Raw genomic sequence first — 14,166 nt, forward strand, 5'->3', positions numbered from 1 at the left:
CGGATCAGGACGCGAGGACCTCGTCGAGCATCGCGCCCGCCTTGTCCTCGTCGGTCTTCTCCGCGAGCGCCAGCTCGGAGATGAGGATCTGGCGAGCCTTCGCCAGCATCCGCTTCTCTCCGGCGGACAGACCGCGGTCCTGGTCACGGCGCCACAGGTCGCGCACGACCTCGCTCACCTTGATCACATCGCCGGAGGCGAGCTTCTCGAGGTTCGCCTTGTAGCGGCGCGACCAGTTGGTGGGCTCCTCGGTGAACGGAGCACGCAGAACCTCGAACACGTGGTCGAGGCCCTCCTTGCCGATCACGTCGCGGACACCGACCAGGTCGACGTTCTCGGCAGGAACCTCGATGATCAGGTCGCCCTGCGTCACATTGAGCTTCAGGTACTTCTTCGCCTCACCCTTGATGATGCGCTCCTTGACCTCGATGATGGTCGCAGCGCCATGGTGCGGATAGACGACGGTCTCGCCAACCTCAAAAAGCATAAAAACGTATCCTTTCGGCAACCTCAAGGATACCACAGGGGTTATGCGCTAAGGTTTGCGCCCCCTCGTCCCGAGGCGCGGTCCGCGTACCCGTAGAATGGTTGCGGATATCCCGTCGTACCCCAGGAGGACCCGTGAAATCGCGCCTTGTTGCGTCTGCTGCCCTCAGCGCCGTCGTTCTTCTCGGCGCGACCGGATGCACGTTCATCTCGCCGCAGGCGACGAAGATCGAGTACTCCGCCTCGGACGGCGTGAACGTCTCCGACGCCGAGGGCCCGATCGACGCGCGCAACGTGTTCATCGTCGCGAACGAGGACGGCACGGTGGGCAACCTCATCGGCGCCTTCGTGAACCCGACCGACGACCGCGCGACCATCACCATCGCCTTCGCCGACAACGACGCGTTCACCATCACGGTTCCCGCGGGTGACAGCATCAGCCTGGGCGCCGACGCCGAGCCGCTGCGCATCGTCGGCCTCGACTCGAAGCCGGGCTCCACGGTCGAGATCCACTTCCAGTCCGGTGACTCCACCGGCGTGAAGACGGCCATCCCGGTGCTCGACGGCGGCCTCCCCTACTACGCGGATCTGGTTCCCGAAGAGAACTGATCCAGACGCACGCAGAAGGCCGGCTCCCTCGGGAGCCGGCCTTCTCGCTGTCCGGAGACCGTCCGGTGCGCTCGGGACGCGGTGGCTCAGGCCTCGAAGCGGTAGCCGAGACCCCGCACGGTGACGAGCATGACCGGCTCGCTGGGGTTGACCTCGATGCGCGAGCGGATGCGCTTGATGTGCACGTCGAGGGTCTTCGTGTCGCCGAAGTAGTCGCTACCCCAGACCCGGTCGATGAGCTGTCCGCGGGTGAGCACTCGACCCGCGTTGCGCATCAGCACCTCCAGCAGTTCGAACTCCTTCAGCGGCATGTTGATCAGCTGCCCCGCCACCGACACCGTGTGCCGGTCGATGTCGAGCGACACGCGCCCGCCGTCGAGCACGCGCTCGTCGAGCTCGCTGTCGGCCTGCACCACCCGGCGCAGCACCGCCCGCATACGGGCGAGCAGCTCGCGCGAGGAGTACGGCTTCGTGATGTAGTCGTCGGCTCCGAGCTCGAGCCCCACCACGATGTCGACCTCGGAGTCCTTCGCCGTGAGCATGATGATCGGCACCGCCGACGACGAGCGGATCTGACGGCACACCTCCGTGCCCGGCATCCCCGGCAGCATCAGGTCGAGCAGAACGATGTCGGCACCGCGCTCGCGGAACGCCGTGAGCGCCGTCGGGCCGTCCTCGGCGATCTCGACCTCGTACCCCTCCCGACGCAACAGGTACGCCAGCGGATCGGCGAGATCGGGCTCGTCTTCGACGAGGAGGATGCGGGTCATGCGCGGTCACCTTTCCGTACGCGAACGGCGCCGGCCTTGGCGGCCTTCCGTTCGCGCTTCTTCTTGCTCTTCTTGCCGGCATCCGCCTTCGGCGGTGCGTCGATCAGGGGAAGCCGCATCGTGAACGTCGAGCCGCGCCCCGGGCGCGACCACAGGCGCACCTCGCCACCGTGCCGCTGCGTGGCGTGCTTGACGATCGACAGGCCGAGGCCGGTGCCGCCGGTGCGGCGCGAGCGCGCCTCGTCCGCGCGGTAGAAACGCTCGAAGATGCGCTCACGATCGGTCTCGGCGATGCCGATGCCCTGGTCCGACACCGCGATCTCCACGACGCCGTCCTCGGCGCGCACGCCGACCCCGACGCGGGATCCGCTCGGCGAGTACACGATCGCGTTCACGATGAGGTTCCCGACGGCTTCGACGAGGATCTGCGCGTCACCGCGCACCCAGATCCCGCGGTCGCCGCCGCGCGTGATCTCGACTCCCGCGGCATCGGCCTGCACGACGTGCGCCTCGATGGACTTCGCGATGACCTCGTCGATCGCGACGGGGGTGACGTCGCCCAGGCCGTCGTCGGCCTGGAGCCGGGAGAGGCTCATGATGCGACCGGTCAGCTGCGCGAGACGGCCCGCCTCCGCCGAGATGCGCGTCGCGAAGATGCGCACCTGGGCCGGGTCGTCGGCGGCCGACTCGATCGCCTCCGCGAGCAGAGTCACCGCACCGACCGGGGTCTTGAGCTCATGGCTGGTGTTCGCGACGAAATCGCGCCGCATCTGGTCGAGGCGTTCCTGCTCCGTGACATCCCGGATGATCAGCAGGGTCAGACGCGGTCCGAGCACGCTCGCACGCGCCGAGACGAGACGCGGGTCGAGGCTCAGCCCCCCGCGGGTGATGCGCATCGACTCCGTCGCGGTGCCGCCGTCGGCGCGCACGCCGCGCACGAGCAGACGCAGTTCCGGGTTGTCGAGGGTCGAGCCCACGTCGATCCCGAACCGCGAGGCGGCGACCGATGCGGCGAGCACGAGCCCCGACGTGTCGACCACGCAGGCCGCATCGTCCATGCTCGCGAGAACGTCGACGATCCCCTCGGGAACGGCGCTCGAGGTCTCCTCCGCGACACGGGCCCGCGCACGGTACGCCCAGGCGAGAAGGAGCGAGAGGCCGACACCGATCGCCAGGCCGACGGCCAGGGCGATCAAGGCGATCTGCGTCTCGGTCATGTCTCCAGCGTAGAGTGCGTTCACCCTCTCTCCGGCGGGTTTCCGGGCCACAGCGGCAACGAGAGAAGTACTATTCACGTGCTGGGCACCGTTCGTTAACCTTCGGAGCAGACAATCGCTTCGGGCCTGTGCGGGAGCGCGGTCCTGCTCCTCCCGTGCGGACGACCCCGCCGTCTCGCGCTGACACCAGTCGAGATTCACATGAAAGGTTGCGCCCCACCATGCGCGAAGTCTTCCACCAGTCCCTCGAGGACCTGCAGTCCCGCCTCGTGGAGATCGCCGACCTCGTCACGGTCTCGATCGACAAGGCGACACGTGCGTTCGCGACGAGCGACGTCGCGTTGGCCGAAGAGGTCATCGCCGACGACGCCAAGATCGACGAGCTCGCCGTCGCCCTCGACGAGCAGGCCATCGAGATCCTCGCCCGTCAGCAGCCGGTCGCCCGCGACCTGCGCATCGTCGTCACGGCACTGCGCGTCAGCGCGTCGCTCGAGCGCATGGGCGACATGTCCGAGCACATCGCCCAGCTCGCACGCCTCCGCTTCCCGGAGCGCGCCATCCCGAAGGGCCTCAAGGGCACCTTCGTGAAGATGGGCGAGCTCGACGTCGAGATCTCGCGGACGCTCTCCGAGCTGCTGCGCACTCAGGACCTCCGTTTCGCCGACGCGATCCGCAATGCGGACGACGACGTCGACGAGTTGCACGCCACCGTCTTCGAGAAGGTGCTCAGCGACAACTGGAAGGGCGAGGCCACGGCCACGGTCGACGCCACGCTCGCCAGCCGCTACCACGAACGCTTCGCCGACCACGCCGTGGCCGTCGCGAAGAAGTACGTCTACCTGTCGACCGGAGACTGGGCCGTTGCCGAGGACGACATCGCCCTCGCCGTCGAGCAGCAGCAGGAGCTCGGTCACGCCTGACCCGCAGCATCCCCACGACGAAGCCCCCGGCGCCTGAGCACCGGGGGCTTCGTCGTGTCGTGCGTGGAGGTTACTTCTTGCCCTGCGCGGCGACCGCAGCGGCACCGGCGGCGGCGGCCTCGGGGTCGAGGTAGCGGCCGGGACCGGTGGGCACGTTGTTCTCGTCGAGTTGGTAGACGAGCGGGATGCCGGTGGGGATGTTCAGCTCGGCGATGTCTTCGTCGCTGATGCCCTCGAGGTGCTTCACGAGGCCGCGGAGCGAGTTGCCGTGCGCCGTGACGAGCACGGTCTTGCCGGCCTCGAGGTCGGGGACGATCGCGCTCTCCCAGTACGGGAGGAGTCGATCGATGACGAGCTTGAGCGACTCGGTGCGCGGCACCTCGCCGTCGATGCCCGCATAGCGGACGTCGTGCACCTGGCTGAACTCGCTGTCGTCGTCGAGCACGGGCGGCGGAACGTCGAACGAGCGACGCCACAGCTGGAACTGCTCGGGACCGAACTCTTCGAGCGTCTGCGCCTTGTCCTTGCCCTGCAGCGCACCGTAGTGACGCTCGTTGAGGCGCCACGAGCGCGTCACCGGGATCCACAGCCGGTCGGCGGCGTCGAGGGCGATGTTCGCGGTCTGGATCGCGCGGCTCAGCAGCGAGGTGTGCAGCACGTCGGGCAGGATGCCGGACTCGGCGAGCAGCTCTCCGCCGCGGCGTGCCTCCTTCTGCCCCTGCTCGTTCAGGCGGACGTCCACCCAGCCGGTGAAGAGGTTCAGTTCGTTCCACTCGCTCCGGCCGTGACGGAGCAGGATGAGGGTGCGCTTCGCAGTCATGTCGTCAGTTTATCCGCCCGGACGGTGCGACCGAACAGGATGCTGGGAGGATGGAGACATGGCGTCATCTCCCCTCGGCAGGCCCACGCGCGGCACCACCGGGACCAACCGGCTGCGGCGCAACGACCGCTGGATCGCCGCGAGCGACGCTCTCCGTCGAGCATCCGATCCCCTCGTCGTCGACCTCGGGTACGGGGCGAGCGGCGTGACCGCGTTCGAGCTCGCGACCCGCCTCGTGCGTGTGCGGCCCGACGTCGAGGTGCGCGGACTCGAGATCGATCCCGCGCGCGTCGCGAGCGCCGAGACGCAGCTCGCGGAGGTGCGCGCGGGCCGCACGCCGTTCGCCGCCGACCTTCCCGTCTCTTTCGGCCGCGGCGGGTTCGAGGTGCCGCTTCCCGACGGACGCCGCGCGGCGGTCATCCGGTCGATGAACGTGCTCCGCCAGTACGACGAGCAGGACGTGCCGGATGCCTGGGCGCGCATGACCTCGCGCCTGGCGCCCGGTGGGCTGTTGTTCGAGGGCACGTGCGATGAGATCGGGCGCGTCGCGAGCTGGATCGACGTCGCCCCGGACGCTGCGCCGCTGCGCTTCACCCTCTCGCTCCGGCTCGCCGATCTCGACCGTCCGAGCATCGTCGCGGAGCGTCTCCCGAAGGCTCTGATCCACCGCAACGTCCCCGGCGAGCGCATTCACGCCCTCCTGACCGACCTCGACCGCGAGTGGGATCGGGCCGCCGGACTGTCGACGTTCGGGGCGACCCAGCGCTTCCTCGCCGCCGCGGGCGCGCTGCGCGCACAGGGGTGGCCCGTGCTCGGCGGCCGGACGCGGTGGCGACTGGGCGAGCTCACGCTGCCGTGGTCGGCGGTCGCGCCCGCGACCTGAACGGGAGCCCGGTCGGTCTAGACCTGCGCGCGGGGGTCCGGTGCCGACGGGCGACGGGACAGACGGGTGAGGCGCGGGATGTCGGCCGTCGCACCGGCATCCGCCGGAACGATGACCTGCTGCGAAGCCGCGATCTCGAGGCCGTTGGCTCGCACGACGAGGTCGCCGACCGGTGCGCGGCGGCTGAGGATCGCGAGCGCGATCGGCCCGTCCTCGAAGTGCCGGGCCACGGAGGTCAGGTGCCCGACCTCCTCGTCGCCCGCGAAGACGGATGCCCCGGCCTCCGGCAGCACCGCATCGCTGCCGTCGAGCTGCAGCGCGGCCAGACGCCGCGGCGGGTGCCCGAGGTTGTGCACCTTGGCGACCGTCTCCTGCCCGCGGTAGCAGCCCTTGTTCAGGTGCACGGCGCTGCGGATCCAATCGGACTCGTGCGGCAGGGAGCGCTCATCGACCTCGGTCGCCCAGCGCGGACGCCAGGCGGCGACCCGCAACGCCTCTGCTGCGAGGAGCCCGGCCAGCGCGTCGCGATCGGCCGACACCGCGAGAGCATCCGCGGCCTCGGTCGTCAGCAGCGCGACCCGCCACGCGTAGTCGGCGGCGGGGTGCGCTGCGACCTCGGCGTACTGGTGTCCGCCCGCGGACACGTGCTGCCACGGATCGGCCCAGATCAGGGGCGCACCGCTCGGTGCGGCCGCCGCCGTGGCCACCGCCGGCGCGATCGCTCCGCCGTCGAGGAATCCGATCGGAACGAGATCCGGACGGATGCCGACGGAGGCCTGCGCGCGGAACTTCATGCGGGTCAGCCATCCGGCGAGCGCCTCGGCGTCACCGGCATCCGCCAGCAACCAGGTCGATGCGCCGTCGTCGAGGACTCCGGCCGCGTGCTCGACCCGACCCTGCGGGTCGAGGATCAGCAGCTCGGTGCTCTCACCCGGAGCGAGACGGCCGAGCGCCTGCGAGGTGATGGAGTCGAGCCAGCTCAGCCGCTCGGGCCCCGCGACCTCGATCACGACCCGATCGCCGAGCGGGACGAAGGCAGCTCCCTCGGCGAGGCGGCGCTGCTCGCGGAACGCGTCGCCGAAGTGCGCGATCACGTCTCCGTCGGAGACGGCGCCGTCGATCTCGGCGAATGCGCCCACGTCAGACCTTGGCCAGTCGCGCGGAGGCGTGCGAGCGCAACGGGGTGCCGAGGGCCGCGATGTCCCAGGCCCACAGCAGGTGGCCGTCTACCAGTCCGTACATCCGCGAGGAGGCGGTGTGCACCTTGGCTCCGGAGCTGCGAACCACGGCATCCGTGGCGATATCGATGCGCGGGCCGTTGATCTCACCCAGGTACAGCTCGAGCGCACCGTCGGCGTGGGCGAGCGACACCTCGATCGGGAAGCCGCCGCTCTCGGCGCGCAGCTCCTCGACGTCATCGACCGTGCGGGCCACGGCGTCCGCAGTCGGGGGCAGCAGTGCCGGACCGGCATCCGCGTCCGTCGCCGGGCGCGCGAGACGCCAGAAACCGGTCTCGGCCAGCAGAGCGGAGGCCGGGGAGCCCTCCTCCGTGAGGAAGGTGGCGGTGGCCGAGTAGTTCAGGAACGGGCCGCCGTCATGGCTGAAGCTCACGCGATGCGTGAACTCGCCCTGCAGCCGCTCATCTCCGACGGGGTAGTCGATGACCCCTGTTCCCTCCCAGACGCCGATCAGCCACGAGAGCGGGGCGAGGTCGGCCGGGAGGTCGGTGGGAAGCTCGAGCACGATCGGCTCAGCGCTGGCCGCGGAAGAGGTTGCGCAGCACGACCGCCGAGACGAAGACGATCGCGAGGCTCGCCAGACCCAGCAGGCCGATGAAGAAGAGTTCGAGCGCCATGAGATCCATGGCTCCCACCCTACCGCGCGTGAGCGCGACTGTCAGGCGGAGGCGGTGGCGAGGGCGGCGAGCCCGAATCCGACCGAGATCACGCCCATGAGCAGCAGCGCGCCGATCACGCTCCCCGCCACCCGGAAGATGAATCCCTCGGTGCGGCCGTACCAGAGCTGCACGGCGAACGAGAGGAGCACGGCGCCGCCGAAGGCCACCAGCATCCACGGGATGCGCCACTCCTCACCGACCAGGATGCCGATCGCCACGGCGCCCACCAGAGCGACCGCCCAGACGGCGACCACGCCGGCGAGCGGGCTGCGCGGAGCGAGTGCGGGTTGCGTCATGCGTCCATTGTCACTCATCGACCCCGGTATTATTGCCGCACGGCGTTGACCCGCGCGCCGGTGAGGAGTACGCGTGCCCCAGATCCTGGTCTTGACGAATGCTCCTGCCGAGGAGTCGGTCCTGCCCGCGCTGGAGCTGCTCAGCCACACCGTCCGCCAGATCCCCGCAGAGCCCGCGCGGCTCGTGAGCGCCCCCGAGTACGACATCGTGATCGTCGATGCCCGCACCGACCTCGCGGGCGCCAAGTCGCTGTGCCGTCTGCTCCGCGCGACCGGCCAGGAGGCACCTCTGCTGCTCATCGTCACCGAAGGCGGCATGAGCGCCGTCTCCGGCGACTGGGGCATCGACGACGTGCTGCTCTCGACCGCCGGCCCCGCCGAGACCGACGCCCGCCTGCGGCTCGCGATCGCGCGCCGCGACGACGCCGCGGCCCCGACGCGTGTGCAGGCATCCGGCGTCACGATCGACGAGCAGTCGTACTCCGCCAAGCTGCACGGCAAGCCGCTCGACCTCACCTACAAGGAGTTCCAGCTCCTGCACTTCCTCGCCACTCACCCCTCGCGGGTGTTCACGCGCGAGCAACTGCTCAGCGAGGTCTGGGGCTACGACTACTTCGGCGGCACGCGCACGGTCGACGTGCACGTGCGGCGCCTGCGGGCCAAGCTCGGCGACGCCGATCAGATCATCGGAACGGTCCGCAACGTCGGCTACCGCTTCAACGTGTACGAGGACGACACCCTGGTGGGCTCGCGGTAACCGAGGGCATCCGTTCACGCGCGTGTCACCTCTCGGTGCTTAGATGTACCCCATGATGGATCCCGCTCTCGCCGACGCAGGTCTCGGCGACGCCGAAGACGACGACTTCGATGCCGTCGAGGCCCCCGACTCGCTCCTCCCGGACCACCGGTACCTCGATCGCGAGCTGAGTTGGCTCGCGTTCAACCAGCGCGTGCTCGAGCTGGCCGAGGATCCCTCGCTCCCCGAACTCGAGCGGGCGAACTTCCTGGCGATCTTCGCCAGCAACCTCGACGAGTTCTTCATGGTGCGCGTCGCCGGCCTCAAACGGCGCATCATCACCGGCCTCGCCGTGCCGACCAACATCGGCCGCTCCCCCTCCGACGCCCTCGCCGACATCTCGCGCGAGGCGCATGCGCTGCAGCTGCGGCACGCGGATGCCTGGACATCGCTCGTGCGCCCCGCCCTCGCCGACGCCGGTGTCGAGATCACGGAGTGGGACGAGCTGACCGATGACGAGCGCGCGGGCCTGACCGATTACTTCCAGGCCCAGGTGTTCCCGGTGCTCATGCCCCTCGCGGTCGACCCGGCGCATCCGTTCCCCTACATCTCGGGGCTGTCGCTCAACCTCGCGATCCGCATCCGCAACGCACGCACGGGTCGCCAGGAGTTCGCGCGCCTCAAGGTGCCGCCGATGCTGCCTCGGTTCGTGGAGGTGCCGGGCAACAGCGAGATCTCGCGCTACCTGCGCCTCGAAGAGCTCATCGCCAACCACCTCGGAGACCTCTTCCCCGGTATGGAGGTGCTCGACCACCACGCCTTCCGCCTCACCCGCAACGAAGACGTCGAGATCGAGGAGGACGAGAGCGAGAACCTCATCCAGGCGCTCGAGGCCGAGCTGCTGCGCCGCCGGTTCGGACCGCCGATCCGCCTCGAGATCACCGATGACATGGACGACGTGACCCTCGAGCTGCTGGTGAAGGAGCTCGACATCACCGACCAGGAGGTCTACCGCCTCCCCGGACCGCTCGACCTGCGCGGACTCTTCGGGCTCTCGCGCATCGAGCGCCCCGATCTGCGGTACCCGCCGCACGTTCCGACCACGGCCGTCGCGTTCCAGCCCGGCGACAGCAGCACGCGTGCCGACATGTTCAAGGCCATCCGCAAGTCCGACGTGCTCGTGCACCACCCGTACGAGTCGTTCACCACGAGCGTGCAGGCGTTCCTCGAACAGGCTGCCCGTGATCCGCACGTGCTCGCCATCAAGCAGACCCTGTACCGCACCTCGGGAGACAGCCCCGTCGTGCAGGCGCTGATCGACGCCGCCGAAGCGGGCAAGCAGGTGCTCGCCCTGGTCGAGGTCAAGGCACGGTTCGACGAGGCGAACAACATCGTCTGGGCGCGCAAGCTCGAGAAGGCCGGCGTGCACGTCGTGTACGGCCTGGTCGGGCTCAAGACGCACTGCAAGCTCGCCCTCGTGATCCGCGAGGAAGACGGCAAGCTCCAGCACTACTCGCACGTCGGCACCGGAAACTACAACCCGAAGACCAGCCGCATCTACGAGGACTTCGGGCTGTTCACCGCGGACGCGCAGGTCGGAAAGGACCTCACCCGCCTCTTCAACGAGCTGAGCGGCTACGCGATCGAGAAGAAGTTCAAGCGTCTGCTCGTCGCGCCCCTGCACCTGCGCAAGGGACTCGTGCGCCAGATCGACAACGAGCGCGCCAACGCCGTCGCCGGCAAGCCCGCGCACATCCGCATCAAGGTCAACTCGATGGTCGACGAGGAGATCATCGACGCGCTCTACCGTGCCAGCGTGGCCGGGGTGAAGGTCGACGTGTGGGTGCGCGGCATCTGCAGCCTCCGCACGGATCTCGACGGCATCAGCGACAACATCACGGTGCGCAGCATCCTGGGTCGCTATCTCGAGCACTCGCGCATCTTCGCCTTCGAGAACGGCGGCGATCCGCAGATCTACATCGGCAGCGCCGACATGATGCACCGCAACCTCGACCGACGCGTCGAGGCGCTCGTCCGCGTCACCGAACCCGCGCATCTGAAAGAGCTCCTGGCGTTCTTCGACCTCGCGATGGATCCGGGGACGAGTTCCTGGCACCTCGGCGCGGCCGGCGTGTGGGAGCGCCACGCCGCGGATGCCGACGGCAAGCCGCTGATCGACCTGCAGGATAAGACCATGGGTCAGATTCAGCGACGCCGGCGTGCGCGGGCGGTTCGATGACGGTCGGACAGACCTTCGCAGAGCGGTCGAAGTGGACGGACAAGGCCGTCTACGCGGCCGGTGCCGTCGTCTGGCGCATCGTCGACGGCAAGCTGCGCATCCTGCTGATCCACCGCACCAAATACCGTGACGTCACTCTGCCCAAGGGCAAGGTCGATCCCGGCGAGATGCTCGCCGAGACCGCCGTGCGCGAGGTGCAGGAGGAAACCGGCATCCGCGTCTCCCTGGGCGTTCCCGTGGGCGTGAGCCGCTACAACCTCGCGTCGATGAAGCAGAAGGTCGTGCACTACTGGGCCGCCGAGGCCACCGACGACGCGATCCGCGCATCGACGTTCGTGCCCAACCGGGAGATCGCGGCGATCGAGTGGGCCAGCGTGAAGAAGGCCAGGGAGCGCCTCAGCTACCCGGTCGACCACGAGATCCTCGACTTCTTCGCCCGCCTGGTCGAGGACGGCGCGCTGCGTACGTTCCCACTGATCGTGCTGCGGCACGCCAAGGCGTTGTCGCGTTCCGAATGGGACGGTACGGATGCCGAGCGCCCGCTCGCCGATCGCGGGCGCCGACAGGCGAAGTCGATCGTCGGCCCCCTGCGCGCCTTCGGCGTGCGGAAGATCGTGACGAGCGACGCCGTCCGATGCGTCGAGACCGTGAAGCCGCTCGCCAAGGCGCTCGATCGAAAGGCCGTGCGCACCGAGCTCATCAGCCAGGACGCCTGGGAGGACGGAACCTCCGATCTGCGCTCGGTGGTCGGGCGGCGCGTACGCTCCGGCAAGCCCGCCGTGCTCTGCAGCCACGGGCCCGTTCTGCCCGGCCTCCTGTCCGAGATCGCGCTCGCGACCGCCACGATCCAGGGCTCCTACCTCAGCAGCGCGGCCGACCTCGAGCCGGCGGCGTTCTCCGTGGTTCACCTCTCGGCCACGAACCCCGGATCCGGCATCATCTCGATCGAGACGCACATTCCGAAGGTCTGACGCGGCCCGGAATTCCGGGGGTAGCACCCCAGAGAGTCGACAGCCGTTCACCTTCCGTTCACCCGCGCGGGAGAGTCTCGTTAACCGCCGCGCTTAGCGTCACTGTGTGCCCTGCACCGGGCCTCAACCCCTCCCACGATCGAACGGATCCACAGTGAAGATCTCCCGAATCGCTCGCATCGGCGCCATCGGCGCCGTCGCTGCTCTCGCCCTGGCCGGTTGCGCCGCGAACGAAGGCGGCACCGGCGGCTCGTCCGACGCCCCCTCCGACTCCACTCTCTCGGGCACCATCGACGCCACCGGCGCGTCGTCGCAGACCGCTGCGCAGGAGGCGTGGGTCGCCGCGTTCCAGACCGCGAACCCCGACGTCACCGTCAACTACGAGCCCACCGGCTCCGGCACCGGCCGCGAGAACTTCCTCGAGGGCGGCAGCAACTTCATCGGCTCCGACCGTGCGTTCAACGACGAGGAGATCGCCGCCGGCGGCTTCGGCGCCTGCGTGACCGACGACATCGTCGAGGTCCCGCTCTACATCTCGCCGGTCGCCGTCGCGTTCAACATCGAAGGCATCGACACGCTCAACCTCGACGCAGCCACGATCGCGGGCATCTTCGCCGGCACGATCACCAACTGGAACGCTCCCGAGATCGCCGCGCTGAACGACGGCGTCGAGCTGCCCGACCTGGCGATCTCGCCGGTCCACCGCTCCGACCCCTCGGGCACGCAGGAGACCTTCACCAAGTACCTCTCGGCGACCGCCGGTGACGTCTGGACCTACGAGCCGGCCGATGTCTGGCCGATCGAGGGTGGCGAGGCCGCTCAGGGCACCTCGGGTGTCGTCCAGGCCATCACCGCGGGCAACGGCGCGATCGGGTTCGCCGACGCCTCGCAGGTCGGCGACCTCGGCCAGGTGCACGTCGGCGTGGGCGGCGACTTCGTCGCCTACTCGGCCGAGGCCGCTGCCGCGCTCGTCGAGGGCTCGCCCCTCGTCGAGGGACGTGGCGCCGGAGACCTCGTCTTCGACGTCGACCCGGCATCCGCTGCCGAGGGTTCCTACCCGATCGCCCTGGTCAGCTACCTGATCGCGTGCGAGCAGTACGAGGACACCAACGTCGCCGAGCTCGTCAAGGAGTACCTCACCTACATCGCCAGCGCCGAGGGCCAGGAAGCTGCCGCGGACAACGCCGGCAGCGCCCCGATCTCGGACTCGCTGCGCGAGCAGGTCCAGGCCGCGATCGACCTGATCCAGGTCGGCTGATCCAGCCGATCGACTGATGGCAGTGCCCCCGCGTCCCGATCGGACGCGGGGGCTCCGCCCGGTCAGCCCCCGTTCCACCCCGCCCCGAAACAGGGAGACCATGAGCACGACCGCGCAGGCGCCCGCAGCGCCGCACGCACCGATCAAGGCCAAGCAGCGTCTCGGCGACCGGGTGTTTTCCGGTACCGCTCTCGGAGCGGGGATCATCATCCTCGTCGTCCTCGCGCTGGTCGCCGCCTTCCTCATCATCCAGAGCATCCCGGCGTTCCAGCTCGACACCACCGGCAACCACATCCTCAAGGGCGAATCCTTCTGGGTGTACGTCTGGCCCCTCGTCTTCGGAACGCTCTGGGCCTCGTTCATCGCGCTGCTCATCGCCGCACCGATCTCCATCGGCATCGCGCTCTTCATCTCGCACTACGCGCACCGTCGCCTCGCCGCCTTCCTCGGCTACGTGATCGACCTGCTCGCCGCGGTCCCCTCCGTCGTCTTCGGCCTCTGGGGCGGCCTCGTGCTCGCCCCCCTCCTCCAGCCGATCTACGCCTGGCTCAACACCCACGCCTCCTGGGTGCCGTTCTTCGGCGGCCAGGTGTCGTCGACGGGAAAGACGATCCTCACGGCATCCCTCGTGCTCGCCGTGATGTGCATCCCGATCATGACCGCCATCTGCCGCGAGGTCTTCCTGCAGACGCCGAAGCTCCACGAGGAGGCGGCGCTCGCGCTCGGCTCCACCCGCTGGGAGATGGTGCGAATGGCCGTTCTGCCGTTCGCCCGCGGCGGTATGGTCTCGGCGGCGATGCTCGCCCTCGGCCGCGCACTCGGCGAGACCATGGCCGTGACCATGGTGCTGTCGCCCTCGGCCGTCGTCAGCTTCCTCGTGCTCACCGCGACGAACCCGACGCCGATCCCCGCCAACATCGCCCTGGCCTTCCCCGAAGCGCACGGCACCGGAGTCAACACGCTCATCGCGACCGGCCTCATCCTCTTCATCGTGACCTTCGCGGTCAACGCGTTGGCGCGATGGATCGTCGCCCGCCGCGCCGAGTTCTCGGGAGCGAACTGAC

The 14,166-nt window shown here is 69.2% G+C and carries 15 protein-coding genes; 8 read left to right on the forward strand and 7 right to left on the reverse strand.

The window, feature by feature from the left end; translation table 11 throughout:
* Positions 1-4: 4 nt before the first annotated feature.
* Complete coding sequence (locus tag KV396_RS02035; protein ID WP_247625017.1) at positions 5-487, reverse strand: CarD family transcriptional regulator; 483 nt, start codon at positions 485-487, stop codon at positions 5-7.
* 134 nt (positions 488-621) lie between these two features.
* Between KV396_RS02035 and KV396_RS02040 the strand changes: the two genes are divergently transcribed.
* The gene (locus KV396_RS02040) at positions 622-1,095 is read left to right on the forward strand and encodes a DNA modification methylase (RefSeq protein WP_247634196.1); all 474 of its coding nucleotides are present in this window, start codon (positions 622-624) and stop codon (positions 1,093-1,095) included.
* Between the two features lie 86 nt (positions 1,096-1,181).
* Here the strand turns inward: KV396_RS02040 and KV396_RS02045 are convergent, their stop codons facing one another.
* Positions 1,182-1,865 carry a response regulator transcription factor gene (locus KV396_RS02045; protein ID WP_247625019.1) on the reverse strand — a complete coding sequence of 228 codons (684 nt, stop codon included), beginning with the start codon at positions 1,863-1,865 and terminating at the stop codon, positions 1,182-1,184.
* Positions 1,862-3,082: a sensor histidine kinase gene (locus tag KV396_RS02050; RefSeq protein WP_247956676.1), complete on the reverse strand. Its 1,221-nt coding sequence runs from the start codon at positions 3,080-3,082 to the stop codon at positions 1,862-1,864. The genes KV396_RS02045 and KV396_RS02050 overlap by 4 nt, the downstream gene beginning before the upstream one ends.
* Positions 3,083-3,303: 221 nt before the next feature.
* Between KV396_RS02050 and phoU the strand changes: the two genes are divergently transcribed.
* Entirely contained in the window at positions 3,304-4,002 is a 699-nt protein-coding gene (phoU, locus tag KV396_RS02055) for a phosphate signaling complex protein PhoU (RefSeq protein WP_247625021.1), read from the forward strand.
* 70 nt (positions 4,003-4,072) lie between these two features.
* Here phoU and KV396_RS02060 read toward each other — a convergent pair whose 3' ends face one another.
* The gene (locus KV396_RS02060; RefSeq protein ID WP_247956677.1) at positions 4,073-4,822 is read right to left on the reverse strand and encodes a phosphoglyceromutase; all 750 of its coding nucleotides are present in this window, start codon (positions 4,820-4,822) and stop codon (positions 4,073-4,075) included.
* Between the two features lie 58 nt (positions 4,823-4,880).
* On the opposite strand from KV396_RS02060, the gene KV396_RS02065 reads away from it, so the two are divergent.
* Entirely contained in the window at positions 4,881-5,705 is an 825-nt protein-coding gene (locus KV396_RS02065) for a methyltransferase domain-containing protein (protein ID WP_247956678.1), read from the forward strand.
* A 17-nt stretch (positions 5,706-5,722) separates the two neighbouring features.
* On the opposite strand, the gene ygfZ is transcribed toward KV396_RS02065, so the two are convergent.
* From ygfZ to KV396_RS02080, 3 genes are all read right to left on the reverse strand, one after another.
* Positions 5,723-6,844: a CAF17-like 4Fe-4S cluster assembly/insertion protein YgfZ gene (gene ygfZ / locus KV396_RS02070; RefSeq protein WP_247956679.1), complete on the reverse strand. Its 1,122-nt coding sequence runs from the start codon at positions 6,842-6,844 to the stop codon at positions 5,723-5,725.
* 1 nt (position 6,845) lies between these two features.
* On the reverse strand, positions 6,846-7,448 hold the full coding sequence (locus KV396_RS02075) for an FABP family protein (RefSeq protein ID WP_247625025.1): 603 nt from the start codon (positions 7,446-7,448) through the stop codon (positions 6,846-6,848).
* A 153-nt stretch (positions 7,449-7,601) separates the two neighbouring features.
* Positions 7,602-7,898 (reverse strand): hypothetical protein, encoded by a 297-nt coding sequence (locus KV396_RS02080; protein WP_247625026.1) that lies wholly within the window; start codon positions 7,896-7,898, stop codon positions 7,602-7,604.
* A gap of 73 nt (positions 7,899-7,971) precedes the next feature.
* Here KV396_RS02080 and KV396_RS02085 point away from each other — a divergent pair, with 73 nt between their 5' ends.
* The 5 genes from KV396_RS02085 to pstC all read left to right on the forward strand — a co-directional run bounded on the left by KV396_RS02085 (position 7,972) and on the right by pstC (position 14,165).
* A complete protein-coding gene (locus tag KV396_RS02085) occupies positions 7,972-8,655 on the forward strand; it encodes a winged helix-turn-helix transcriptional regulator (protein ID WP_247625027.1) in 684 nt (227 codons plus the stop codon).
* A gap of 52 nt (positions 8,656-8,707) precedes the next feature.
* Positions 8,708-10,873, forward strand: coding sequence for an RNA degradosome polyphosphate kinase (locus KV396_RS02090; RefSeq protein WP_247956680.1), 2,166 nt, complete (start codon positions 8,708-8,710; stop codon positions 10,871-10,873).
* Positions 10,870-11,844, forward strand: coding sequence for an NUDIX hydrolase (locus KV396_RS02095; RefSeq protein ID WP_247625029.1), 975 nt, complete (start codon positions 10,870-10,872; stop codon positions 11,842-11,844). The genes KV396_RS02090 and KV396_RS02095 overlap by 4 nt, the downstream gene beginning before the upstream one ends.
* A gap of 154 nt (positions 11,845-11,998) precedes the next feature.
* The gene (locus tag KV396_RS02100; protein WP_247634191.1) at positions 11,999-13,102 is read left to right on the forward strand and encodes a phosphate ABC transporter substrate-binding protein PstS; all 1,104 of its coding nucleotides are present in this window, start codon (positions 11,999-12,001) and stop codon (positions 13,100-13,102) included.
* Between the two features lie 100 nt (positions 13,103-13,202).
* Entirely contained in the window at positions 13,203-14,165 is a 963-nt protein-coding gene (gene pstC / locus KV396_RS02105; RefSeq protein ID WP_247625031.1) for a phosphate ABC transporter permease subunit PstC, read from the forward strand.
* The last annotated feature ends 1 nt before the right edge of the window (position 14,166 follow it).

The sequence above is a fragment of the Microbacterium galbinum genome, assembly GCF_023101185.1.
Classification (GTDB): domain Bacteria; phylum Actinomycetota; class Actinomycetes; order Actinomycetales; family Microbacteriaceae; genus Microbacterium; species Microbacterium galbinum.

Bases quoted from the DNA above. Each gene is read 5' to 3' on its own strand.
- KV396_RS02035 (WP_247625017.1), bottom strand. From the start codon at position 487: ATGCTTTTTGAGGTTGGCGAGACCGTCGTCTATCCGCACCATGGCGCT.
- KV396_RS02045 (WP_247625019.1), bottom strand. From the start codon at position 1,865: ATGACCCGCATCCTCCTCGTCGAAGACGAGCCCGATCTCGCCGATCCG.
- KV396_RS02050 (WP_247956676.1), bottom strand. From the start codon at position 3,082: ATGACCGAGACGCAGATCGCCTTGATCGCCCTGGCCGTCGGCCTGGCG.
- phoU (WP_247625021.1), top strand. From the start codon at position 3,304: ATGCGCGAAGTCTTCCACCAGTCCCTCGAGGACCTGCAGTCCCGCCTC.
- KV396_RS02060 (WP_247956677.1), bottom strand. From the start codon at position 4,822: ATGACTGCGAAGCGCACCCTCATCCTGCTCCGTCACGGCCGGAGCGAG.
- KV396_RS02065 (WP_247956678.1), top strand. From the start codon at position 4,881: ATGGCGTCATCTCCCCTCGGCAGGCCCACGCGCGGCACCACCGGGACC.
- KV396_RS02080 (WP_247625026.1), bottom strand. From the start codon at position 7,898: ATGACGCAACCCGCACTCGCTCCGCGCAGCCCGCTCGCCGGCGTGGTC.
- KV396_RS02090 (WP_247956680.1), top strand. From the start codon at position 8,708: ATGATGGATCCCGCTCTCGCCGACGCAGGTCTCGGCGACGCCGAAGAC.
- KV396_RS02095 (WP_247625029.1), top strand. From the start codon at position 10,870: ATGACGGTCGGACAGACCTTCGCAGAGCGGTCGAAGTGGACGGACAAG.
- pstC (WP_247625031.1), top strand. From the start codon at position 13,203: ATGAGCACGACCGCGCAGGCGCCCGCAGCGCCGCACGCACCGATCAAG.